The sequence below is a fragment of the Sphingobacterium kitahiroshimense genome (assembly GCF_025961315.1).
Classification (GTDB): domain Bacteria; phylum Bacteroidota; class Bacteroidia; order Sphingobacteriales; family Sphingobacteriaceae; genus Sphingobacterium; species Sphingobacterium anhuiense.
In genome coordinates, this window is the sequence record NZ_JAOQNK010000001.1 from 3,471,618 (window position 1) to 3,496,895 (window position 25,278).

17 protein-coding genes and 1 tRNA gene are annotated in these 25,278 nt (G+C 37.2%); 4 read left to right on the forward strand and 14 right to left on the reverse strand.

Going from position 1 to position 25,278, the window contains the following annotated elements; all coding sequences use genetic code 11:
• Nucleotides 1-473 precede the first annotated feature (473 nt).
• Nucleotides 474-944 carry a hypothetical protein gene (locus tag M2265_RS15375; RefSeq protein WP_132771674.1) on the forward strand — a complete coding sequence of 157 codons (471 nt, stop codon included), beginning with the start codon at nt 474-476 and terminating at the stop codon, nt 942-944.
• A gap of 49 nt (nt 945-993) precedes the next feature.
• Here M2265_RS15375 and M2265_RS15380 read toward each other — a convergent pair.
• A tRNA-Glu gene (locus M2265_RS15380) sits at nt 994-1,065 on the reverse strand.
• A 126-nt stretch (nt 1,066-1,191) separates the two neighbouring features.
• On the opposite strand from M2265_RS15380, the gene M2265_RS15385 reads away from it, so the two are divergent.
• Entirely contained in the window at nt 1,192-3,702 is a 2,511-nt protein-coding gene (locus M2265_RS15385; RefSeq protein ID WP_132771675.1) for a family 20 glycosylhydrolase, read from the forward strand.
• Between the two features lie 83 nt (nt 3,703-3,785).
• Here the strand turns inward: M2265_RS15385 and M2265_RS15390 are convergent, their stop codons facing one another.
• Nucleotides 3,786-4,193, reverse strand: coding sequence for a DoxX family protein (locus M2265_RS15390; RefSeq protein ID WP_132771676.1), 408 nt, complete (start codon nt 4,191-4,193; stop codon nt 3,786-3,788).
• Between the two features lie 5 nt (nt 4,194-4,198).
• A complete protein-coding gene (locus M2265_RS15395; protein ID WP_132771677.1) occupies nt 4,199-5,104 on the reverse strand; it encodes a S66 peptidase family protein in 906 nt (301 codons plus the stop codon).
• Between the two features lie 99 nt (nt 5,105-5,203).
• On the opposite strand from M2265_RS15395, the gene metG reads away from it, so the two are divergent.
• The gene (metG, locus tag M2265_RS15400; RefSeq protein WP_132771678.1) at nt 5,204-7,273 is read left to right on the forward strand and encodes a methionine--tRNA ligase; all 2,070 of its coding nucleotides are present in this window, start codon (nt 5,204-5,206) and stop codon (nt 7,271-7,273) included.
• Nucleotides 7,274-7,321: 48 nt separating this feature from the next.
• Here the strand turns inward: metG and M2265_RS15405 are convergent, their stop codons facing one another.
• The 10 genes from M2265_RS15405 to M2265_RS15450 form a co-directional block, all read right to left on the reverse strand.
• Entirely contained in the window at nt 7,322-8,113 is a 792-nt protein-coding gene (locus M2265_RS15405) for a GLPGLI family protein (protein ID WP_132771679.1), read from the reverse strand.
• A gap of 1 nt (nt 8,114) precedes the next feature.
• A complete protein-coding gene (locus M2265_RS15410; RefSeq protein WP_132771680.1) occupies nt 8,115-10,901 on the reverse strand; it encodes an outer membrane beta-barrel protein in 2,787 nt (928 codons plus the stop codon).
• Between the two features lie 145 nt (nt 10,902-11,046).
• Complete coding sequence (locus M2265_RS15415; RefSeq protein WP_021190852.1) at nt 11,047-11,496, reverse strand: RrF2 family transcriptional regulator; 450 nt, start codon at nt 11,494-11,496, stop codon at nt 11,047-11,049.
• A 164-nt stretch (nt 11,497-11,660) separates the two neighbouring features.
• Nucleotides 11,661-13,280 carry an alkaline phosphatase PafA gene (gene pafA, locus M2265_RS15420; RefSeq protein WP_243655463.1) on the reverse strand — a complete coding sequence of 540 codons (1,620 nt, stop codon included), beginning with the start codon at nt 13,278-13,280 and terminating at the stop codon, nt 11,661-11,663.
• Nucleotides 13,281-13,334: 54 nt separating this feature from the next.
• Complete coding sequence (gene uvrA / locus M2265_RS15425) at nt 13,335-16,136, reverse strand: excinuclease ABC subunit UvrA (RefSeq protein WP_132771682.1); 2,802 nt, start codon at nt 16,134-16,136, stop codon at nt 13,335-13,337.
• 143 nt (nt 16,137-16,279) lie between these two features.
• Nucleotides 16,280-17,884 carry a M20/M25/M40 family metallo-hydrolase gene (locus tag M2265_RS15430; protein ID WP_132771683.1) on the reverse strand — a complete coding sequence of 535 codons (1,605 nt, stop codon included), beginning with the start codon at nt 17,882-17,884 and terminating at the stop codon, nt 16,280-16,282.
• Between the two features lie 264 nt (nt 17,885-18,148).
• On the reverse strand, nt 18,149-19,948 hold the full coding sequence (gene typA, locus M2265_RS15435; RefSeq protein WP_132771684.1) for a translational GTPase TypA: 1,800 nt from the start codon (nt 19,946-19,948) through the stop codon (nt 18,149-18,151).
• A 78-nt stretch (nt 19,949-20,026) separates the two neighbouring features.
• Entirely contained in the window at nt 20,027-21,217 is a 1,191-nt protein-coding gene (gene kbl, locus M2265_RS15440; RefSeq protein WP_132771685.1) for a glycine C-acetyltransferase, read from the reverse strand.
• A gap of 115 nt (nt 21,218-21,332) precedes the next feature.
• Entirely contained in the window at nt 21,333-22,580 is a 1,248-nt protein-coding gene (locus tag M2265_RS15445) for an ABC transporter permease (protein WP_132771686.1), read from the reverse strand.
• A gap of 138 nt (nt 22,581-22,718) precedes the next feature.
• Nucleotides 22,719-23,147: a DUF2147 domain-containing protein gene (locus M2265_RS15450; RefSeq protein ID WP_132771687.1), complete on the reverse strand. Its 429-nt coding sequence runs from the start codon at nt 23,145-23,147 to the stop codon at nt 22,719-22,721.
• Between the two features lie 203 nt (nt 23,148-23,350).
• Here M2265_RS15450 and M2265_RS15455 point away from each other — a divergent pair, with 203 nt between their 5' ends.
• The gene (locus M2265_RS15455; RefSeq protein WP_021190846.1) at nt 23,351-23,698 is read left to right on the forward strand and encodes a phage holin family protein; all 348 of its coding nucleotides are present in this window, start codon (nt 23,351-23,353) and stop codon (nt 23,696-23,698) included.
• 146 nt (nt 23,699-23,844) lie between these two features.
• Here M2265_RS15455 and M2265_RS15460 read toward each other — a convergent pair whose 3' ends face one another.
• Entirely contained in the window at nt 23,845-25,203 is a 1,359-nt protein-coding gene (locus M2265_RS15460) for a PepSY-associated TM helix domain-containing protein (protein ID WP_132771688.1), read from the reverse strand.
• Nucleotides 25,204-25,278: the final 75 nt, after the last annotated feature.

The window sequence follows — 25,278 nt, forward strand, 5'->3', positions numbered from 1 at the left end:
AATTGATAAATAAAGCGAGCGATCAAGATTTATTTGATCGCTCGCTTTAGTACCCGCATACTTTAAAGCTTTTTAGAGTTTCAGTTTTAAAAATCCATAAGCTTAGTCACTGGTATATTAGATTTATCTGCAGTTTTTTTTAAGATGGATATAACGTTCTCCCAATTTTAGGATAACGTCAGATATCGTGAATTTGTTTCAGCTATCTCTATTCTTTCCATTTGTGTAACATCTATTTCTTAAAGTTCTGCGAAAATCATTAGACTAACTATTATTATCATAATTTTTACGATATTAAACTAGTGAGGCTATATTTGCTATTACCAATAAAAAATAACCATAAAATACCGTTTGCACAATTTGTACAAAATAACACCTCTTCGCTAAAGTTTGTGATGGCCTCTGCACTGACGCCCAGTACCTTTGCTATGCGCTGCAGCTTGTTCTCGTCAATAGACTCACTCTTCTAGATTATGGACACTGCCGATTGGCTGATGCCCTGTTCTGCGGCAAGTACTTCTTGTTTGATACCTCTTAGTTCCCTGATTCTTCCGATGTTAATTGTTCTATTTTTAAGATCTCAAACAATTCATTTTTTTCTAATTAGTGATTCATTTCAAATTGAGAGATTGCTAGTTACTGAAAATAGATATATAGAAGAAGGCAATAAATACAGTATTAATCAACGTAAAGGAGGACCTTATATAGATTTATTTTTTTATCGTGGATTTTCAGAAGATGCAACTGTTAAATATAAGCGTTCAGAAATAGATATATATGGTAAATTTATTCATGTAAATAGTTGTGAAGAATTTAAAGCTACAGAAGAACTGATCGCATATTATAAGCTTATTGAGAATTATATAAGGAAAAATAGTAAGAGAATAAAAATTGGCACAAAAAAACATTACATTGGTTTAGAACGCTTAAATGATAAAAATTAAAAACTTTAAACGCATAAAAAAAAGCGACTCGTTTGAAGTCGCTTTTTTGTAGCCCGTAGGGGAATCGAACCCCTGTTTCTAGAATGAAAATCTAACGTCCTAACCCCTAGACGAACGGGCCTTTTTGTGTTTCGGTGTGCAAATATAGAAAGGTTATTGAATATTTCAAAATAAAAATGAAAAATTATTTATTTCTCTAAAAATTGTATCTTTAGATCACACAACAAACTAAACAACTTATAGATTCATGAGTTATCAACCGTATAAAAAGTCCATTTGGCTGTCTACTACAATGGCATTGTTGACAGCAAATCTCTTTGCCCAGTCTCCTGCAAACATTGAAAATAAGATTTCAGTACGCTGGGAAGTTCCAACAGGAATAAGTTTAAAGAAAAACCCGACGTCTAAATTAATCATTAAAAACACAGACAGTCAGCAAATTGCACTTAAAGATTGGTCACTATGGTTTAATTTCATCCGTGGAATAGACGCAAAATCTGTTGATTCCCGTTTTAAGTTGTCACATCGTAATGGAGATTTATTCCAGATCGAATTTGCAAAAAACAATTTAACGCTACAGCCCAAAGATACCATTGAAATCAATTTTACAACACTCGGTGGCCTGATAAATTATACAGATGGACCAATCGGGCTTTACGTAAGCTATGATGGTAAAGACACTTATGCGGACATCAAAAACTATGAAGCACAGCGCAATACCTTTACGGCAGAACAGCGTAAAGCCTATTTAGAGCAGAAGTTTGCGAGCAATGAACTTCTTTCTAAAGGCTCGCAGCAAGATATTCTTCCGCTACCGGCGCAAGCAAGCTTTGATAAAACAAAGTCATTTAAATTGACAAATACCGTTTCAATCAATAGCGATAATGATTTTAATAATGAAGCGGGTTTATTCATACAGTTCTTAAAAGAACAAACAGGAATACAGGCACAGAAAAGCACGAGTAAAGACGCTCAAATCAAGATCGTTAAAACTGCAGGCTTTGAAGATGAGGCTTATACATTGAATATTGATAGCAAAGGAATCGAAATTAAAGCAAGTACCGCAACGGGTGCATTCTACGGCTTACAGTCATTAAAATCTTTAATTCCTGCCGCAGCATGGAGCACGACGAATAAATCATTGAATTTCCCATATGCTCAGGTAAAAGATCAGCCCCGTTTCCCGTATCGTGGTCTCATGCTGGATGTGGCACGTAATTTCCATAGCAAAGCTGAGGTACTTCGTATTTTGGATGCAATGGCGCAGTACAAACTGAATAAATTTCACTTCCACTTCATCGATGATGAGGGCTGGCGTTTAGAAATTCCAGGACTACCTGAATTGACTGAGGTCGGTAGTGTACGCTCTGCCAACTTTAAAGATGGAAAAGCCATACAACCGGCCTATGGATCTGGAGCGGTAGCAAAAGAAAAACAATATCTAAGCACGCAGGACTATATCGAGATTTTACGTTATGCCGCGGCAAGACATATTGATGTCATTCCAGAAATTGAAACTCCGGGACATGCACGTGCTGCGATAAAATCAATGGAAGCGCGTTACAATAAACTTAAAAAAGCAGGAGACCTTAAAGGTGCGGAAGAATATTTATTACATGATCCGGAAGACCTATCGGTTTACAACTCTGCACAGAACTGGAACGACAACGTTTTAAATCCTGCCTTACCTTCTTCGTACCATTTCTTAAGTAAGGTAATCGATGAAGTGAAAAAAATGCATGAACAAGCCGGAGTACCTTTAAAGATCATCGATCTAGGTGGTGATGAAACGCCTGCCGGCGTCTGGGAAAAATCTCCAAAGATCGAAGCTTTCATGAAAGAAAATAACATCACATCCGTGCATGATGTGTGGCCATATTACATTAACCGTATTAATGAATTATGCCACTCTAAAGGTTTGATCATGTCAGGTTGGGAAGAAATGGGGATGAAAAATTTCGGAAAGGGAATGGATGTAAATCCAGCACTAGCAGACCATAACATCAACTTAAACGTCTGGAATAACCTGATCGGTGGTGGACAGGAAGATTTAGCGTACCGCCTAGCGAATGCAGGTTACAAAGTTGTCTTTACTTCTGCCTATAACAACTATCTGGACATGACCTGGGACCATAACTTTGCTGAGCCGGGACATAGCTGGGTAGGATTGGTTGATATTAACAAAACATACTCGTTTGCTCCGGAAAACTATTTTATTAACCTGTTCAAAGACAATTCAGGAAACGAGTTACCGAAAGATTTCGCAAAAAATAAGGTGCATTTAACGGAAAAAGGCAAAGCAAACTTCTTGGGTGTTAAAGCTGGACTTTGGTCTGAAAAAATAAATAACGATACGCGTCTTGAAGAAATGATTTTTCCACGCTTATTGGCAGTTGCCGATCGTGGATGGGCTCCGGAGCAAAGCTGGGAAAATGGCGAAAATTTTGATCATCAGACATACCAAAAAAGCTATGCTGGATTTATGCAGAAGTTAGGTAATGATGAATTGAAGAAATTAGATAAATTAAATAAAGGGTATCATTATCGTGTACCTGCTGTGGGAGTAAAATTGATCGATGGAAAGTTAACAGCCAACACCGACTACCCAGGTTTTAAAATTTACTACAGTGAAGATAACACGGAACCTACTTTAAAATCAAAAGAATATAAAGGAGCTATTCCGTTTAATAGCAAGTCGACCTACAAGTTTAGAGTAATCACTCCGATCGGAGACTTGGGGATTGTTTCGACATACTAAAATAGAACGTTCACAGAACAAAAGAAGAGGCTTAACGCATGATGTGTTAAGCCTCTTCTCTTGTTACAATAAGTTCAACTGTCTTATTTCTTATCAACAGAATACTTTCCCGGACCGATAAATAATAGACCAATAAAAACACAGCATAATTCAATGGCATGGGAGGCACCTTTAATGCCATCTCCTTTTCCGAAATGAACAAGGGCCGCAACAATCATCGTGAATGCTAAAAAAAGTAAAGTTGGTCTAGTCCAAAGGCCTATCAATAAAAACAAACCTCCTACTCCTTCGGCAACGGCGGCCATAAATCCCCAAAAAACAGGTAAGAAATGAATGCCTAATACTCCCATAGATCCTCCTAGCTTGGTCCATGTCTCTACTCCGCCCATCATTTTCGGGAAGCCATGCACAATCATCATCACGCCTAAACCAACACGCATGATCAATAAACCGAAATCTTTATATTTTCCTAAATTTTGAAATAGTGCCATAATATTTAATCGATATATGTTAATGAAACCTTATTTTTTGTGGTCTTTAATTTCACCTTCTTCCCAAAAATTAATGCATGATTATCATCAATATGACCGGCAGGATAAGCGAATGCTACTGGAAAATCTGCATCCCTTACTTTGTCCATCACAATTTCAGAGACAGACTGTCCAAATGAAGGATCAGCATCTTTCATTCCGGAAAAACCACCGATAATCAGCCCTTTCAGTTTTTTGAATTTCCCAGCCCGCTTCAATGCCCATAACATACGGTCGACACTGTAGAAAGTCTCTCCGACATCTTCGATAAACAAGATTTTACCATCGTAATTTACATCTGACTCAGATGCCAGTACAGATAGTAGAATAGCTAAATTTCCTCCAATTAGTATTCCTGTTGCTTCTCCTACTCTATTTGGAAATTCTTTCTGCTCATAGCTGTAGTCTACCGACTGCCCGAAGAGAGCGGCCTTCAATGTATCTAAAGATGCTTTGGTACCTGCTTCAAAAGATTTTGGCATTTGCCCATGTATGGTAGGAATGGCAAATTGCTGTTGAATATGACTATGTAAAACAGTAATATCACTAAACCCAACAAGCCATTTAGGCTGTTTTTGAAAAAGCGAAAAATCAAGTTGATCAATAATCCTTACGCAGCCGTATCCACCTCTTGCCGCAAAAACAGCTTTGATAGTCTCATCGTCCAAAGCCCATTGCAAATCGGCAGCTCTTTCATGATCATCGCCCGCAAATTGATGGTAAGCGGCTGTGACAGTCTTTCCCAAAAGGACCTCCAGGCCCCATGATTCCAAAATTTTAACGGCGGCATCTATATTTCCACGAATAAAACTTGCAGGACAGACAATTGCGACTTTATCGCCTGCTTTAAGAAATTCAGGTATTTTCGTCATAATCTTTATTTTAATACCGCAAATTGAATTATCTTTGTCAAAGAAACAAACATTTATAGTGTTTTTTTATTTCGCTAACTACTAATTTACTGTATAGCATTGAGTAATTTATCCAAAAAACGTTACACCATTACATCTGCATTGCCTTATGCTAATGGTCCTTTGCATATTGGTCACTTGGCCGGCGCATATATTCCTGGCGACATTTTCGTTCGCTATTTACGTCTTAACGATAAAGACGTTGTCTATGTCTGTGGTTCTGATGAACATGGAGCGGCGATTACCATCCGTGCGAAAAAAGAAGGTATTACACCGCAGCAAATTATTGATAAGTACAATTCACAAATTAAAGAGAGCTTTGAAGAGTTCGGTATTGCATTTGATATCTATCACCGTACTTCCGAACCTATCCACCATGCGTTGTCTCAAGAATTCTTTACGAATTTGTACGATAAAGGTGAATTTGTTGAGAAATTCTCGGAACAATACTATGATGAAGATTTTCATCAATTCTTAGCTGATCGTTATATTGTTGGTACCTGCCCTAACTGTAAGTCGGAAGGTGCGTATGGTGACCAGTGTGAGAAATGTGGTACTTCGTTAAGTCCAACAGACTTAATCAATCCAATATCGACATTGAGCGGAAAAACACCGGTATTAAGAAAAACAAAACACTGGTACTTGCCCCTAGATAAATACCAACCTTGGTTAGAGAAATGGTTGATCGAAGGTAAAAAAGACGTGTTGAAATCAAATGTTTTTGGTCAGTGCCAATCTTGGTTGAAATCGGGTTTACAACCTCGTTCTATGACCCGCGATTTGGACTGGGGAGTAGATGTTCCGCTTAAAGAGGCTGCTGGTAAAAAACTTTATGTTTGGTTAGATGCTCCGATAGGCTACATTTCTGCTACCAAACAATGGGCTATTGATCATGGTAAAAACTGGGAAGATTATTGGAAAAAACAAGAAAATCCTGAAGATGACTCTTGCTTAATCCATTTCATCGGAAAAGATAATATCGTATTCCACTGTATCATCTTCCCCGCAATTTTACATGCACATGGTGAATATATTTTACCGGATAACGTACCTGCTAACGAATTCTTAAATCTTGAAGGCGACAAATTATCGACCTCTCGTAACCATGCTGTTTGGTTACATGAATATTTAGAAGAGTTTCCAGGAAAACAAGATGAATTACGTTATGTATTGACTTCTATTCTTCCTGAAACATCTGATAGTGAATTTACATGGAAGGATTTCCAAGCTAGAGTTAACAATGAACTGGTTGCTATCTTTGGTAACTTTGTCAACCGTGTCATGGTACTTTCTCACAAATATTTTGATGGTAAAGTAGTTAGCGGTTCTGCGTTAAATGAAGTAGATCAAAATGTTTTTGCTGAATTAGCAAAATTCCCTGATGCGATCACTGGATCTATACAACAATATCGTTTCCGCGAGGCATTAGCACAGTTTATGAATGTTGCTCGTTTAGGAAATAAGTATTTAGCAGATGAAGAGCCTTGGAAAGTAATCAAAACGGATGAGGAACGTGTAAAAACGGTTCTGAATGTGGCCACACAAATAGTCGCAAACTTAGCGGTATTAGCACAGCCTTTCCTTCCGAAAACTGCTACAAAACTTTTCGAAATGCTTGATTTCCCAAGTACAAATTGGACAAATGCAGGTAAAGCGGATTTAATCGCTGATGGTCATCAATTGAGTGAAGTGCAACTATTATTCGAAAAAATCACGGATGAGCAGGTTGAATTTCAATTGAACAAATTGGCTCAGGCAAAAATTGCAAATGCAGCGGCAAATGTAAAAACTGAACCGGCTAAAGCAAATATTGCTTTCGAAGATTTTACGAAACTTGATATTCGTGTGGGTACGATCTTAGAAGCAGAGAAAGTCGCTAAAACAAAGAAATTATTAAAAATCAAAATTGATACTGGTATCGATCAACGTACGGTTGTATCTGGGATTGCAGAATTCTTCTCTCCGGAAGAAATCATCGGTAAGCAGGTATCTATTTTAGTGAATCTGGAACCTCGCGATATCAAAGGTATCACCTCTCAAGGGATGATCTTAATGGCTGAGGATGCTGATGGCCGTTTGGATTTTGTAAATCCAATCTCGGCAATCAAACCGGGTAGTACCATTCGATAAGGAGCTATATTTTAAACAAGAAAGGGAACGATGAGTTCCCTTTCTTGTTTAAAATAATATCGCTTTCAGCTTTTTATTGAATTCCTTTTCGTCCATCCAATCATAAACTGAAGATTTTAGTTTTGCGACAATCGCAGTTTTAGGCTCCGCTACCACTTTCTTTTTCTTGGTAAGCACATTGGAAACTGGCGTATTGGTTAATTCAACCTTTGTTGCAAATATATTAATGTTCATGCTCGGTATGGATACACCCAAAATCATCCCAGGTAAACCATGAATAAGTTCTGGACCTGTTGGAATGGGAATCTGTCCTGCAAAAAATGCCACCACATAAATTGAATCTTGAATAATACCATTCGCCCTACGACAATCGTAGCCTGCAATATTTCGATATTCATCCGTATACTTCCACTTCACATTAGGTAACGAATCTTTCATTAATAATTCTTCATCTCCAAAAGGAAGTAGTTTTAAGAAACTATTATCTTTAACATTGATATAGGTCTTAGAATCATTTATAAACGGACTGTACCAGGAGTAATTACGATAATTCGGCGGGTAATCCTCTTGAATAGTTTCAAAAACGGTTTCATCATCAAAGAATTTCAAACTATGATGCGTGATGATTTCTACTGGCCCGGATTTTATGGCAGCATCTACACTAATTTTATCCCAACCATCCAGATCGGGTTTATTCAAGAAATTTCGTTTCAAATAGTTATGTAAATGAAATTTCCGCTCAAAAGTTACGGCACCACTGCTCGGAAAAAAAGCGTACTGGGCAGACGCATGCCTCATAAAGCCCACTAATAAAAACAATACTACAATATATTTTTTCATCTTATTTTCCTCCTTTCATGGTTGTAAAATTATAAATCACCTTCAACATTCCATAGCGGTGTAGTACCTCATTACTCGACTGGATAAAAGATGTTCCATCCTGATAACGGTTAATACCACTGTTCTTATTCAAGATATCGTTAACATAGATCTGTGCCTCTAATGATTTATCTTTAAAGAATTTCTTAGAAATATATCCATTCATATTGACGATATTAATAGACTGCAAGGTTTGTGTTGAACTCTGATATCTTTGATTAACGTTAAGGCCTATTTTAAAATTTTTTGGTAAATAATAGGTTACGTTACCATACGAATTCATTGTAAAAGTTGTTCTACTCAATTGGGGCTGTAAGGAAGAATTTAGCTTTTCAACTCCAGGATTAATGTCTATGTAAAAATCTAATTTATTAGCCTTATAACGACTTAATCCAATACTAGGGGCTAAACTCCAAGTTTCATTCTGATTTAACCGAGGTTCCTCTATTCCTAATGATAAGTAACTATATTGACTACTATATTCCACATTAGTTCCTAAATCCAAATTCAGTCCCCATTTTTTCTGCACAACAAATCGGTATCCAGATCGTCCATATATGCGCCAGTTTGTCTTGTCGATATTGACATACTGAATATCTTGGCGGCCTTCCTCATAATACCTCACCCTGCTGGATATATTATTGATTCCCTGTGTTGCACTAACATATGCATAGACACTTTGATCTTTCAACTGTTTATAGGAATTGAAACTTAAACTATAATTATTACTAAAACCAGCTTTTAGATCGAAATTATCGAGATAGGTCACCAGCTGCTGCGAGTTTTGTTTTAAAGGTTCTATTTGCGTCAATAAAGGTTGCAATGTCCTTCCCGAGTACCTGAAATTTATACTTTTACTTTTCGTAATCTGATAATTAGTCGATAAACTTGGGCGAATTGACGTTTGATTACGCTGAAGAACAGTTTCCAAATTATTGTACTCTCGCTTCACATGTTCAAAATCCAGTTGATTACTTAGATTGACCGTCAACTTATTATCCTTATAATTGAGTGAAGTACTCAATCCATTTTTCATACTCGTAAAATCAAAATCATTCAGGATTGCCTGATCTAGTATCGTATATTCTCCTGTAATTGAATCCTTATCAAAAGATTGATTTAATGTTTCCGACTTATTATTTAGGAATGAATATCCCAGAGAAGCGGTCAACCTTTTAGAAATAGGTTCTGTAAAGGTCATCGAGGCCCCTAAATTGGTATTCCTATTCATATTTTTCTTATACTGATCTATAGTATCGGTAAGATTGTTTTTAAAGAAATGGGTACTTGAGAAATAATTTATATTGCCATCATTTTTATCCGAATTCGTATTGACCGCTAAAGTCAACGATCTTCTTACCTTCTTAAAACGACGGGTGAGTAAAACGTCCAGATTGTATTGCTCCTGGTCTGTTTTCGAATTATTTTTTGAATATGTTTCCGTAATTCCCTGCCCCTCCAAAGTCTTTTGATCAGCAAATGTTTCTGAAAAATTATCCCTTTGCGACTTATTGAACCCCATTTTCACAGTCATATCTGTTAATGAATCCAATTTATAATCATACCTCAGGTTTCCTGCGTTTGTCTTAGTCTCGTTGTCCGAACTTGTTACCGAATTATCAATACGCGCTTGTTCGGGAAGGTTATTTTGGGCAGAATTAGTACTTGTGTTGTTTACGTTTAGTTGATTCCTTCTATAACTAGCATTAATCTTGTGTTTATCATTCGCAGATTTATCTGAGTAACTTGCCCCAAAATTCAAAGCTTTAGGCACTCCACCTCCATAAAACCTTCCATCAAAACCTCCATCGGAGCCGTCACCACCAGAAGTGATCATAATACCGCCACCATCCATAACTTCCATGTTCCCCGACCCACCTACACCATATTTCTGCCCATCTTCAAATCCAAGCCCCACCATACCATCATTGGCTGCAATACCATAAACAGCTATTTTCTGGCTCCCTTTAAATTTATTGACCATCACTTTGCCCCCATAGTAGTTATCGGTACCTCCACCAACGGTAGCTTGTCCAAACATTCCTTTCTTACTATCGGCCTTTAACTTGATATCAATAGTCTGTGTGCGTTCGCCGTCATCAACACCTGTACGGTCTGCCAGGTCTGATTTCTTTTCATACACCTGTACCTTACTGACCATATCCGACCGAATATTTTTCGTGATGAGCGTCGGATCATCACCAAAGAACTCCTCTCCGTCCAATAATACTTTCTTCACTTCTTTTCCATTAGCCGTAATCTTTCCGTTTGCATCCATGGTCATACCTGGCAAGACTTTTAAAAGATCTTCCACTTTAGCATCTTTTTCGACTTTAAAGCTTCCTGCATCATATTCAATGGTATCCCCTTTCATGACAACAGGGATTCGACCTGTCACTTGTGCCTCTTCTAAAAGCAATGCAGCTTTTGATAGTTTAATAGTTCCAAAAGCAATGGGCTCTTGACCTACAGTAACATCTTTGACAACATCGACATATTGAGGAAAGGAGACAATGAACCGATAAGTTCCTGTATCAATTTTAGGAAAGGAAAAGGATCCATTTTCATTTGTTCTCACGAACTTGACAAGAACGGAATCTTTCGCATTTAATAATACAACAGCCGCTTTACCGAGTTTCCCCCCATCCTTCGAATCTACAATCTCTCCCGATACTTTTGTTTGTGCATGTGTTGCATTGGTCAGCATAAATGAGCATAATAATAATATGCTCCAATAGAATTTGGCCATTAGGTACGGTTTATAATGATATTAAAAACTAAAGATATAGTTTTAATACGATAAAGTCGTATGCTTTTTGTTAAATTTTCGTTAAAAATAAAAAAGGCCGAATTAATCAAATAATTCGGCCCTTTCAGTAAAAAGTTTAATTTATCTAGCTATCTTCTGTAGTGTCTAGGTTTAATTGTTTTTCCTTGTTTATTAGACTCGCAACACTCGTATCGTTTAGTATTTGTAACATTGCATTACGAACCTCAACAAAAGTATCGCGTATACCACAGGCATGCTCTGTGGTACATTCATCACATGAACGATAGAAATTGAGACTGACACATGGCAATAAGGCAATAGGTCCGTCGATCAATCGCATCACCTGAGATAAATAAACATCTTCTGGTGCTTTATTTAGACTGTAACCCCCTCCTGCACCTTTCTTGCTATACAAAATCCCTGCATTACGCATTTCCAACAATATCTGTTCTAAAAATTTCTTCGGAATGTTTTCTTCCTCTGCAATTTTTACAATCTGCATGGGATCTTTACCGTAGTTCCTACCTAAAACCATTAAGGCTTTAATGGCATATTTTGTCTTTTTAGAAAGCATATTATTTATTCAATTTTATCTACAAACTTAGATAAAATTGTTTTATTTACAATCTTATTGCATTGCTTATAAAACAATTTTACCACCCTCTTCTCTTCAATCAGTAAATTTATATAGCAGAAATCTAACAAATTTTACCTGTAATATAGCATTTAAAAGCGATATTACTGTCCTAACACTTCTACTATAGGGGTACCGATACTGCCATTTGGCTCCATAACATGCAATAACGCGGCTAAAGTTGGAGCAATGTCAGTAACGTTTACAGCTTTATTAGAAACGCCATGTTTGATACCCCATCCCATAAATACTAATGGTATATGCGAGTCAAAGCTTGACCATGTACCGTGCGTTGTACCTGTAGAACGAGGAGATCCCTCATACCATTGTGGCTCAACAACAATCTGAATAACACCACTTCGCTTCATATGATATCCGTTAATTGCTTTTTCGCGAATCGCTAGTGGAGCTTGAAGAACATCACCTTTGGACATATCAAAAACAAATGCAACACCATCTTGTTTTTTCAAATACTTGATGATATCCGTTTTAATGGCTTCTTCATCTAGTTTTAAAGTTTCAATCTTTTCATTATCCAAATGAACCTGGTAGTTCATTAAGCTTTTAACTATTTTTTCTTGACCAAACTTAGCTTTCAAATTATCATTCAAAGCTGTTAAGATCTGTCTACCTGGAAAATATCCTCCGTTCCCTTTCATGTCCATGAAATAACGTGAATTATAAGATGCCGCATGATCTGCTGTTAAAAAGAATGTGTAATTACCTTTACCAACTGATTTATCCAAATAGTTGAAGAGATCTGCAAGTTCATGATCCAGCTTTAAATAGATATCTTCAATTTCTACAGAAGAAAGGGAATAACGATGGCCCACATAGTCAGTAGCAGATAAGCTTACACAAAGAAAGTCAGTACTTTTCGTTGGGTTATTTCCAAGTTTTTCATTTTCTATAGCCGCTTTAGCTAAATCTAATGTCAAGGTGTTTCCCATAGGCGTCGTCTTGATCAACTCGTACCCTTCAGTAGCCATCAATTTGGAAGTTGCTCTTGGTAAAGTTGGACTTGCCTCTCCAGCAAATTTTCCTTCATAAATATTATCATCAGCAATACTTGAAGTATAGGTCGATAACGGGTAAGATGGTTTCCAATCTTGTTTTAAATATTTTTCAGCAAGTTTTTTCTTATTAAAATCTGTTACCCAGTTTGGTAATTTATCCATGTAGAAATTGCTCGTAATCCAATTACCTGACTTAGATTCAAACCAGTAGGCTGCATCAGCAAAATGACCAGCAGGTAGAATCCCGCCACGATCTTTAATTGCAATACCGATAACCTTTGATTGAAAATTGGTCGCCAATTTCAATTGATCTGTAATCGTAGAAGCAAGTAAATTGCGTGGAGACTGCTTTCCTTCAGCCTCTGTTGTACCTACACCAACAACATTGTCATCCTGAGTACAATACATTGGTTTACCAGTTTGCTCCATAATCCAATCATTGCCTGAAATACCATGTATAGCAGGTACTGATCCTGTGTAAACAGAGCTATGGCCGATAGCAGTATACGTTGGAATGTAGTTGATCAGCGTATTTTCGCATGAAAATCCCTCATTCAACAATCTTTTGAAACCACCTTCGCCATAACGTTCAGCGAATAGGTATAGGTAATCCCAGCGCATCTGGTCAACCATAAGACCCACGACTAATTTCGGACGTTCTGGCGACTGTGCAAAGGTTGTCAAACTACTCAACCCTACGCACATCATTATTAACATTTTTTTAATCATGTCTTTTATTTTGTTTAGGCTATAAATGTAAAATTAATTCGTTAAATGAGTCTTTAAATATTGCCCTGTATAAGAATCTTTACATTTGACCAAATCTTCAGGAAGTCCTGCAAAAACTAATTTCCCTCCTTTATCTCCCCCTTCAGGACCGATATCTATGACCCAATCTGCCGATTTGATCATATCCATATTATGTTCGATAACCAAAATACTATTCCCTAAATTGATCAGTGCCTCAAACGATTTCAAGAGCTTCTTAATATCATGAAAATGGAGACCTGTTGTTGGTTCATCAAATATAAAAAGGGTTTTCTTACTGTTATTTCCTTTAATTAAGAATGAAGCCAGTTTGATTCGCTGTGCTTCTCCACCAGATAGTGTACTTGATGATTGTCCCAATTTCACATAACCTAGTCCAACATCTTGCAAAGGTTGAAGTTTAGATAAGATTTTAGGTTGATCAGCAAAGAAAACAATAGCCTCATCAACACTCAATTCCAAAACATCTGAAACCGACTTACTTTTATACTGGACATCAAGTACATGCTGTTTAAAACGTTTGCCTTCACAAGCTTCACAAGGAAGCACAATATCGGCCATAAATTGCATCTCAATCTTGACCTCTCCCTCGCCTTGGCATACGTCACATCGACCACCCTCCACATTAAATGAAAAGGCGGCGGGTTTTAGTCCTGCAGCTTTAGCAGCCGGTAAATTTGAATATAAAGCTCTAACTTCATCCCAAGCTTTTACATAGGTAACCGGATTGGATCGTGAAGAACGACCGATCGGATTCTGATCAACCATTTCAATTTGTTCAACGCGATCAATATCTCCTTCAATTCCATCGTAAACTCCTGTCTGCTCACCGGAATAATTCCCGATCGCTTTTTGCAGAGCTGGATATAAAATCCGTTTTACAAGTGATGTTTTCCCAGAACCGGAAACACCCGTTACAACAGTAAAATTATTGAGTGGAAAAGTCACATCAATACCCTGCAGGTTATTTTCATGCGCTCCTTTAACGGTAATGGAATTGTTCCATGTACGACGTTGAGCCGGAATGACGATCTGATCTTGTCCGCTTAAATAACGACCTGTTAAACTTTTTTTATCTTTAATGATATCATCGTAGTGGCCTGCAAATACCAATTCACCACCATTTATTCCTGCTTCCGGACCAATATCGATCAGATAATCGGCAGCCTCCATCATTTCCTGTTCATGCTCGACCACAATGACTGTATTACCAATATCCCTTAGAGATTTTAAAACACCTATAAGCCTTTGTGTATCGCGAGGGTGTAAACCAATACTCGGTTCGTCCAAGACATAAATTGACCCAACCAAAGAACTTCCTAAAGAAGTCGCTAAATTGATACGTTGCGATTCACCTCCAGAAAGAGAGTTGGATAAGCGATTTAAAGTTAAATAGCTCAATCCTACATCACATAAAAACTGTAACCGGCTTTCAATTTCAGATAATAACCGCTTCGCAATTAAAAGATCATTTCCTTTTAGTTCTAATCCTTTGAAAAACTCCAATGCTTTATCCAAAGGCATCAATACGATATCTGTAATGGATCTATCACCAACTTTAACGTAGGTTGCATCCTGACGAAGACGGGAACCATGACATTCTGGACAATCTGTCTTACCACGATAGCGGGATAACATGACCCGATATTGGATTTTGTAGGTCTGCTCTTCAAGCTCTTGAAAAAATTGATTTAAACCTGAAAAATATTTATTACCCGTCCACAGCAATTTCTTTTGTGCCGCTGTTAGATCAGAATAGGAACGATGGATAGGAAAGTCAAACTTTAATGAAACTTTGATCAATGCCTGTAACCATTCACCCATTTTCTCGCCTCGCCAAGGTGCGATAGCACCATCATATACCGATCGGCTTTTATCAGGAATAACAAGATCTGGATCAATACCAATCACTTTACCGTATCCTTCACAACGGCGACATGCTCCATATGGATTATTAAAACTGAAGAAATTAGCAGTTGGTTCTTCAAACAAAATCCCATCAAGCTCAAAACGATCTGAGAAATGATGTAATTCCTCTCCTACGGCTATCGAGCAATTACCTTTTCCTTCAAATAAAGCTGTTTGAATAGAATCAGAAAGTCGATTTAAGGTATCGTCATCCGAGTCGATACGAAGACGGTCCGTAACGATTTCTATTTCACCTTCTTTAATCGCTTTATTATCTACTTTCTTGTCATCGATGATACTTTCTATTTTCTGTAACTCACCTTTATACTTGATACGGACAAAACCTTTCTGTAATAAAAGTGAAAGTTCCTCTTTTAACTTACGGTCGTTCGTAGGAATTAGTGGAGCATAAATGGTAATAGATGTTCCCTCCTCTAAAGCCGTTGCAAAATCTACAATACTGGAGACTGTATCTTTTGTAACAAGTTGTCCAGATACGGGAGAATAGGTTTTGCCTATACGTGCATATAATAGTTTCAGATAATCATAAATCTCAGTCGATGTACCAACAGTAGAGCGTGGGTTGCTTGTAATAACGCGTTGTTCGATCGCTATTGCCGGTGCTATACCTTTAATATAATCAACTTCAGGCTTATTCATCCTTCCCATAAACTGACGAGCATAGGAAGAGAGACTTTCGACATAACGACGTTGCCCCTCGGCATAGAGTGTATCAAATGCTAAGGAAGATTTGCCCGAGCCTGACATACCTGTAATAACTACCAGTTTGTTTTTAGGGATATCGACATCAATATTCTTTAAATTATTGACTCTTGCCCCTTTTATTTGAATATAATTTTTCGGACTATTATCCTGTGTCTTCGCCATTTATAAATTCCAATCTAATTTGTTTCAATCTGACATACAGATAAAAACAAAAATAAGGATTTAAAAATCCTTATTAATAACATGAACTAAGAAAAGCCCAATATTTTACAAATTCTTAATAAAGAATCTATTTCAAATGTTACCTAATATCCAACTCCTGTTCTCCTTGGCTGTCTAATAGGAGGCCAAATACCCGGTTTACCGTCAGTTCCCGCTGGGAGTTCCCGTTGCTCCCGATTAACCAACTTAGCTTCCTCAGAGGCTTTATATGCCATTACAGCAGTAAGAATTACATTATACTTGAGATCATCAAACACTAACTTATCATAAGTATCCAAATTGGTGTGCCATGTATTTGAAAAGTAACCCCAAGACAATGAACTTAACATAAAAGCAGGTACTCCAGCAGCAACGAAAGATGAGTGGTCTGATCCCCCGCCTCCTGGTGATCCCGGAAATTCTGTTTTGATATCTTTTGTAACATGGGCAGGCACAGCAGACATCCAACGGGATATAAAGTCATAAGCATGTACAAAGCCTGAGCCATTAATTCGCTCAACACGGCCTGTACCGTTATCTAAGTTGAAAACAGCTTGTGTATTTTCTATTATCTCTGGATTGTCCAAGACAAATGAACGCGAGCCGTTTAGCCCCTGTTCTTCACTTCCCCACAAACCGATTAGTATAGTTCGCTTAGGATTTGGCAATATCTTTTTCAAAATACGTGCGACTTCCATCATAGCGATAGTTCCGGTTCCATTGTCCGTTGCTCCCGAACCTCCCTCCCAGGAATCAAGGTGAGCTGAAAGAATAACGTATTCGTTCGGAAATTGACTTCCTTTAATTTCAGCAATAGTATTAAAGGAAGGTACGTTTCCTAGATCCTTTGAAGCAGTCTCGACACTGATCTTTGTACTGATTCCCTTTTCAGTTAAGCGGTATAACATACCATAATCTTCTAAGGAGATATCGAGCGATGGCGCCTTATATGACCGTGCTCCAAATATTTTATTCGCTCCAAATTCTTTTGACCAATTGCTGGTCAATATCCCTACGGCACCTGCATCTTCCAACATGGCTGGGATAGAATTTGCAGATACTCCAGAAGCTTTGATACGGTTGTTCCATAAAACTGCAAGAGAGTCCCGAGAAACTTTCATCCGTTCAATGGATTCCTTGGTCCCATACTCTTCCCAGTTATGATCCGGACGACCGGTTGGCTGTGGCATTGAAATCATCACAAATTTACCTTTAACAGATGGAAGCCATTTATGAAATGATAAGGAATCCTTTACATCTGGTAGGCTAATAACTTCCGCTTGTATACTTTTCCCTTTTGTACTCGGACTCCATGCAAGCTGTGTTCCGGCCAATGATTTGACACGGGGTGCAATCATATCGATATGTGAAATACCGCGTTCCCATCCTCGCCATTCACCAAATTTTTGATTTTGAGCTGTAATGCCCCAACTTTCAAATTTAGCAACTGCCCATTCATTTGCACGGGTCATGCCTGGAGTTCCCACTAAGCGGGGACCAACTACATCTAACAGTTCAAACGCGAGTGATTCCAGCTGAGAGTTATTATTGGCTTCTGCTACAATTTTTTGCACAATAGGCTCTAATACCTGCGATCCCTGCTGTGATCGATTTTGTGCAAATCCATGATCTAGCGTAAAAAAGCTAAAAAACAAGGTATAACCTAAGACTCTTTTTGAGAAAATATACGTGAGATAAGTTCTTTTCATAAAATATAATATATAGGAATTTTTAATAAGGTTGATTAAAAATCGAAATTTATATTGACATTCACGACTTTGCATTGATTTTATTACAAAAAAGACAGATTATTAACGATCCAAATGATTTGGAAAATCTAAAAAGAATTCCAAAAAGAATTCTTCAAAACAGATAAAGGAGAATTTATAATCACTGTATGAAAAAAGGATATTACAAAAAAAGCCTCCGATAAATCGGAGGCTTTTTCTATTATTTTAAATCTAATGAGATCATTAAACTTTTTTGTTCACTTTACGTTCACCTTCTGTTAAGTAGATCTTACGTAAACGGATAGACTGAGGAGTAACCTCAATATATTCGTCACCTTGGATATACTCCATTGATTCTTCTAAAGAGAATTTGATCGCTGGTGCAATACGCGTATTATCATCAGTACCAGAAGCACGCATATTCGTTAATTGTTTCGCTTTAACGATATTGATTGTTAAATCGTTATCACGGATATGCTCTCCTAAAATTTGTCCTTCATAGATATCTACTCCTGGATCAACGAAGAATTTACCACGATCTTGTAATTTATCGATAGAATAAGCTGTTGTAGTACCTTTATCTAAAGAGATCAATACACCATGTTGACGTCCAGGGATTGTACCTTTCCAAGGCTCGTAACCTTTCAAACGGTGAGCCATAACAGCTTCACCAGCAGTAGCAGTCAATACGTTGTTACGTAAACCGATGATACCACGAGAAGGGATTTCGAACTCTAAGTGTTGCATTTCACCTTTAGTCTCCATAATCAATAACTCACCTTTACGTTGTGTTACCAATTCGATTACTTTACCAGAAACTTCAGCAGGAACATCTACGACCAATACTTCGACTGGCTCACATTTCTTACCGTCAATTTCTTTCAAGATAACTTGTGGCTGACCTACTTGCAATTCGTAACCTTCGCGACGCATTGTTTCGATCAATACAGATAAATGGAGAATACCACGACCATATACTAACCATGCATCAGGAGATTCAGTAGGAACTACACGTAATGCTAAGTTTTTCTCTAATTCTTTTTGTAAACGATCATGGATGTGACGAGAAGTAACTAATTTACCTTCTTTACCAAAGAAAGGTGAGTTATTAATCGTGAACAACATGTTCATTGTAGGCTCATCAATATGAATAACCTCTAATTGCTCTGGGTTTTCGAAATCAGCAATAGTATCACCGATATCAAAACCTTCGATACCAACTACAGCACAGATATCACCACAAGCAACTTCTGTAACACGACGACGACCTAAACCTTCAAACGTATGTAACTCTTTTACACGAGATTTAACGATTTTACCATCGCGTTTCATCAATGAAATAGGTTGGTTCTCTTTGATTGTTCCACGTGCAACACGACCAATAGCGATACGACCTACGAAAGTAGAGTAATCTAAAGATGTGATTTGCATTTGCAAAGTACCTTCATTAAAAGGAGATGGTGGGAAGTGAGAGATGATAGCATCTAACAATTCAGATACATCTTCTTTAGGCTCTTTCCAATCTGTTGACATCCAACCATTTTTAGAAGAACCGTATAATACTGGAAACGCCAATTGCTCTTCAGTAGCATCTAAGCTAAAGAATAAATCAAATACATTTTCATATACTTCTTCAGGACGACAGTTTTCTTTGTCTACTTTATTAACAACTACCAAAGGTTTCAATCCTAAAGCTAAAGCTTTTTGTGTAACGAAACGAGTTTGAGGCATAGGACCTTCAAAAGCATCTACTAATAACACAACACCATCAGCCATCTTCAAGACACGCTCAACCTCACCACCGAAATCGGCGTGACCAGGAGTGTCAATAACGTTGATTTTCACACCTTTGTATTGAACAGAAACGTTTTTAGCAACGATTGTAATACCGCGTTCACGCTCTAGATCGTTATTATCTAAAATTAAATCACCTGTACCATCATTATCTCTAAAAAGATTTGTGAAGTGTAAGATTTTGTCTACCAACGTAGTTTTACCGTGATCGACGTGAGCGATAATCGCTATATTTCTAATATTTTGCATCCAGCAAGTAAATTTGTTTTAAATTCAGGGTGCAAAGATAAGTATTTTGCATCATAAATTCATATAACTATGTGTATTTTATTTGATTACAGCTAAATCTTTTCCAACTTTTATGAATGCTGCTATTGCTTTATCCAAATGACTGATCTCATGACCTGCCGAAATCTGAACACGGATACGTGCTTTTCCTTGTGGAACAACAGGGTAATAGAAACCAATTACATAGATTCCTTCTGCCAACATTCTGGTTGCAAATTCTTGTGCTAATTTTGCATCATACAGCATAACAGGCACAATAGGGTGAAATCCCGGTTTAATATCAAAACCTGCTGCTGTCATTTTTTCACGGAAATAAGCTGTATTTGCTTCTAATTTATCGCGTAAGTCTGTCGTTTCACTTAGCATGTCTAAGACTGCTACAGAAGCTCCTGCGATGGCTGGCGCTAAAGTATTGGAGAACAAGTATGGACGGGAACGCTGACGTAACATATCGATAATTTCTTTACGACCAGAAGTAAAACCTCCAGATGCACCACCTAATGCTTTACCTAACGTTCCAGTAATGATATCAACGCGATCAATTACATTATATAATTCATGTGTTCCACGTCCAGTTTTACCAATAAAACCTGTACAGTGTGACTCATCGATCATCACTAATGCTTCATATTTATCTGCTAGATCACAGATCTGATCTAATGGGGCTACGGAACCGTCCATAGAGAATGCTCCGTCTGTAACGATAATACGGTGACGCGCGCCAGAAGCCGCTTGTAACTGAGCTTCTAAATCTGCCATATTCGCGTTTTTATAACGGAAACGTTGTGCTTTACACAAACGGACACCATCGATAATAGATGCATGATTCAATTCATCTGAAATGATCGCATCTTCTGCACCTAATAAAGGTTCGAATACTCCGCCATTGGCATCAAATGCCGCCGCATATAAAATAGTATCTTCTGTTCCTAAAAATTTAGAAATTTTTGCTTCCAACTCTTTGTGAATATCCTGTGTTCCACAAATAAAACGTACTGATGACATTCCATATCCATGTGAATCAATTGCTTTTTTTGCTGCTTCAGTTACTTTAGGATGTGATGATAATCCTAAATAGTTATTTGCACAAAAATTGATGACTTCTTCACCAGTGCTTACTTTAATATCAGCACCTTGAGGCGTAGTAATTACGCGTTCTTCTTTATACAAACCAGCTTCTTTGATAGCTGCTAATTCTTTCTGCAATGCAGGTTGAAGAGTTTTATACATAATAATTCAAAATTTTCTACAATAATAAGATTTTATAAGAGCATTTACTCCACTTATAAATGAAGTTTATGTTATTAATGCCTCAAAAGTATGTGAAACCGTTTGCACAATTTTACTATTCATAACGTAATGCTTCTACAGGATCTAATTTTGAAGCTTTTGATGCAGGGTAATAGCCTGAGAGCATACCCACCAGAACACATACAGTAAAACCTAATATGATCCAATTCCAAGGAACAATAAATGATGCACCCAATTGTAATGCCAGCAGGTTGCCGATAACGATACCCAATATAATTCCTGCTGCCCCACCAATTAAACAGATAACAACTGCTTCTATTAAGAACTGTTTACGTATCACCGAAGGGGTTGCTCCAATTGCCTTACGGATTCCAATCTCGCGCGTCCGCTCTGTTACAGAAACCAGCATAATATTCATTAAACCGATGGAAGCTCCTATTAATGTTATTAATGCAATCACGATTGCTCCCATTGTAATGATAACCATATTTTGAAGTAAGATCTGCGCAACCGCATCAGATTTCGTGATTTCAAAATCAGATGTTTGTTTAGCTGTCAACCCACGTATATTACGGAACACAATAGTAGCCTCCCCTACTGCGGCTTCTAAGCGGACCGGATCATTAACCGATATCGTAATGGTATAAGAAGGCTCAACACCACCCATTACTGTTCTTGCTTTTACCAAAGGTATCAAACAGGCCTTATCAGCGCCCATACCAGCGCTTGATCCCTTATTTTTTAATACTCCGATTACTTGATAACGCACCCCACCGATTGTCATAAATTCACCTATCGGATTGATGGTGCCTTTAAATAATTTTTGATATATTTCATCACCGATAATGACAACAGGACTTCCTTTATAAACTTCCTGATTCGTAAAATTACGACCAATAGACAAGTTATATCCGGATGTTTTTAAATAGGATTCATCTGATCCGATGACACCGATATTAGGATTTGTTTTTTCTGATTTATATTTTGCGGTTGCTGCCCATGAAACATTCACGTTGAGCGAGGTGACGGCGTCAAACTTATATTGTTCTTTAAAGCTGACCGCTTCACGGTATGTAATGGATGAATATACCTTCGACTGCTCACCGCTATTTCCAATGCGGACATTCAGACCGCGATTCCGAATATTAAATGAATTGGATCCCATTGAAGAAAAGGAGTCTGTTAAAGACGATTTAATCGCATCTATAGATGTTAAAACACCTATAAGTGCCGTAATGCCTATTGCGATAATCAGTGCTGTCAGAAATGTGCGCAACTTATTGCCTACAATGGATTGGAGAGCAAGTTTTATATTCTCTGAATAGGACATTTTAACAGCCATAGCAATTCTATCGTTAATATTTAGATTGCTGAAATTACTGCTATTAAATTAATTTTACAATGTTTTTAATAATTAAAGACCCTAAAAGAAAAAGCGCCCTTATAAATAAGTAGCGCTTTCCATTTTTTTACCAAAGCTTTAGTTCACCCTTTTCCATGATTCAGTACGTCCGAATAAACTGACGCCCACATAGCCCCTGATATCTAACTTATCTGTTCCCTGTAAGGTCATTTTACAACTATAGGTTTTTCCTGTTTTTGGATCATATATTTTACCGTCCTGATAGACATTACCATCTTTTGAAAAGTTAGTCAAAATCTCTAAGCCCTGAACCTGTCTGCTTTGCAAACTTTTATCGGGATTCTTAACGTCCTTTTTAATATTACCCTGTGCATCATTTGGTTCTTTCAACCAATATAGTTTACCAAAATACTTTTCACCTTTTTTGTAGATTTCTATTCTACCCTCTCCACTAGGATTCTGCCATTTTCCAATAATAGGGTCAGATTGTGCAAAAATTAATACTGACGTAAATACCAGCATCAGTGTCATGATCATCTTTTTCATATTGTCTCTGTTATAATTGTTTATGTGAATTTACAAAATTTATATTATGCAAGCATAACATATATGCAATTAATTATATTAAACAGATTAAAGTACCAAAAGTTTAATTTGGGAGAGACGAATAGCAAACGATCGTTTAGGAGTAGAATTTGGCACCGCATTTGATGATAATTTTGTAAGATTAACTTAAAATTATAAATATCATGAAATTCATTATTAGCCTACTTATTACAGGTGTAGTGATTGCACTAGCAGCCTACATATCTCCAGGAGTACATGTTGCCAGCTTTCTTTGGGCTATCATAACAGGTCTTGTTATTGGATTTGTTAATGCCACTGTTGGTTCAATTTTAAGGTTGTTCACTTTTCCATTAAATTGGTTAACACTGGGACTAGTTTCTTTTATCATTACCGTACTTATGATATTATTAACTGATTCATTACTCGGATCTAAATTTGATGTTTCCGGTTTCTGGACAGCGGCGCTCTTTGCAATTGTAGTAGCGGTGCTAGAAATGATCATTGGAAAAATGTTTCCTAGCAAAGATTAAAAAAATATAGGATCATGTGCCACTATTGAAAATTCTACATTTAGAAGTAAGAAAGTTACAATAGTCACAAATACGATATGTATCTAAAAAACGAATAGAGGCCAATCGATATCGATTGGCTTCTACTATGAATACGTAAATAATAGCTATTTGCGTTTAGGTTTTTTCTTCATCTTATTAATCCAGATAAATACACCTGTTACTGGTAATGAGGTGGCGATTAAGCAGGAAATAAAATAAAGTATTTTGGTAAAAGGTCCGTATACATCTCCGATATGCAATGCTTTTACAGATGCCGAAGCCCTTTGTGAAAAAGTTTTTTCAACGAAAATTTCTTTTTCCAAAATTTCACCCGTATACTGATCCAAAGTAAGTTTATCACCTGCTGATGGTGCAAAAAATCCCACTTTATTCTTCAATATACTAATTGTTCCTGTGCTATCTTTAGGAAAGTTAATCGTAACATCACCATCGTACGGAAGAACTTTATTGATAGCAATCAAAGTTTCATCAATCGTTATTATTCTTTTCCCCGTTATTGGATAGATAGAGACAAGCTTAGTCTTTTCCTCCTTCTTTTCGGAAGGCGCTTCATAGGTCCCCCAAGTTTTTTGCCAGCCTGTGCGGTACCAGTCAAATGACCAAAATGGTCCGGTGACACTCATCAAAAACAAAATGATACAGCTATAAAAACCTAGTGTATTGTGAATATCATGGTTGATTCGCTTCCAGTTTCCTGACCATTTTATCGATAAACCATTTTTCCATCCTCTTAACTTATTTGGAAACCAGATGATCATTCCACTGATGACGCCCAATAGAAATAATAAAGTAGCAGTTCCTGTGATCCAGCTACCTAGTTTTCTATTCTCAATCCCATCAAAAATTGGTTCTTTGATCTCATTTAAGAGCAACCAGCGGTGTAATCCGAACATCACCTGCATCATGTCATTGGTGCCATTTTTAATCTCTCCGACATCACCAATTAATTCACCTGTATAAGGATTAACCATCATTTGATTTGCTCTTGGTTTACGTCCAGCCTCTTTCTTCGGTTCTTCCTTTTTGGAGTCCGCCAACTTATCATTAGCTTTTTCAACCCTAGCTTTTCCTTCTCCTGCTTTCTTATCTACAGAAATAGACGGTCCATTGTCCTTTGCAGAAGACTCTTTACCTTCAATATCTTTTTTTGGTTTATTATATAAAATTGCTAAAGTCCGCTCCTGATCAAATGGTATTTTAATACCAACAACTTTACCCTTGATATTATCTTTAGAAATACGCAATAATGAATCAGTGTTTATCTTCTGCTTTCCAGCTGAAGCAACCTGATAATACTGTGGTGCTGCTGCCTCTCGAATCTCCGTATTGTAGACATATACAGTTCCTGTTAAACACACGACAAAAACGACGATACCGCTAATAAGCCCAAACCAAAGATGTAGATCGTTAAATAGTTTTCTGATTTTCTGCCAATTAGATTTTTTCGCTTTTGTTGCTTTCATATTTTACTGTTTAGGGTATGGTTTTAAAATAAAAAATTAGGAAAGGTAATCATACCTTTCCTAATTCATAACTAA

Bases quoted from the DNA above. Each gene is read 5' to 3' on its own strand.
- M2265_RS15375 (WP_132771674.1), top strand. From the start codon at position 474: ATGGACACTGCCGATTGGCTGATGCCCTGTTCTGCGGCAAGTACTTCT.
- M2265_RS15385 (WP_132771675.1), top strand. From the start codon at position 1,192: ATGAGTTATCAACCGTATAAAAAGTCCATTTGGCTGTCTACTACAATG.
- M2265_RS15390 (WP_132771676.1), bottom strand. From the start codon at position 4,193: ATGGCACTATTTCAAAATTTAGGAAAATATAAAGATTTCGGTTTATTG.
- M2265_RS15395 (WP_132771677.1), bottom strand. From the start codon at position 5,104: ATGACGAAAATACCTGAATTTCTTAAAGCAGGCGATAAAGTCGCAATT.
- M2265_RS15405 (WP_132771679.1), bottom strand. From the start codon at position 8,113: ATGAAAAAATATATTGTAGTATTGTTTTTATTAGTGGGCTTTATGAGG.
- M2265_RS15410 (WP_132771680.1), bottom strand. From the start codon at position 10,901: ATGGCCAAATTCTATTGGAGCATATTATTATTATGCTCATTTATGCTG.
- M2265_RS15415 (WP_021190852.1), bottom strand. From the start codon at position 11,496: ATGCTTTCTAAAAAGACAAAATATGCCATTAAAGCCTTAATGGTTTTA.
- pafA (WP_243655463.1), bottom strand. From the start codon at position 13,280: ATGATGTGCGTAGGGTTGAGTAGTTTGACAACCTTTGCACAGTCGCCA.
- uvrA (WP_132771682.1), bottom strand. From the start codon at position 16,136: ATGGCGAAGACACAGGATAATAGTCCGAAAAATTATATTCAAATAAAA.
- M2265_RS15430 (WP_132771683.1), bottom strand. From the start codon at position 17,884: ATGAAAAGAACTTATCTCACGTATATTTTCTCAAAAAGAGTCTTAGGT.
- typA (WP_132771684.1), bottom strand. From the start codon at position 19,948: ATGCAAAATATTAGAAATATAGCGATTATCGCTCACGTCGATCACGGT.
- kbl (WP_132771685.1), bottom strand. From the start codon at position 21,217: ATGTATAAAACTCTTCAACCTGCATTGCAGAAAGAATTAGCAGCTATC.
- M2265_RS15445 (WP_132771686.1), bottom strand. From the start codon at position 22,580: ATGGCTGTTAAAATGTCCTATTCAGAGAATATAAAACTTGCTCTCCAA.
- M2265_RS15450 (WP_132771687.1), bottom strand. From the start codon at position 23,147: ATGAAAAAGATGATCATGACACTGATGCTGGTATTTACGTCAGTATTA.
- M2265_RS15455 (WP_021190846.1), top strand. From the start codon at position 23,351: ATGAAATTCATTATTAGCCTACTTATTACAGGTGTAGTGATTGCACTA.
- M2265_RS15460 (WP_132771688.1), bottom strand. From the start codon at position 25,203: ATGAAAGCAACAAAAGCGAAAAAATCTAATTGGCAGAAAATCAGAAAA.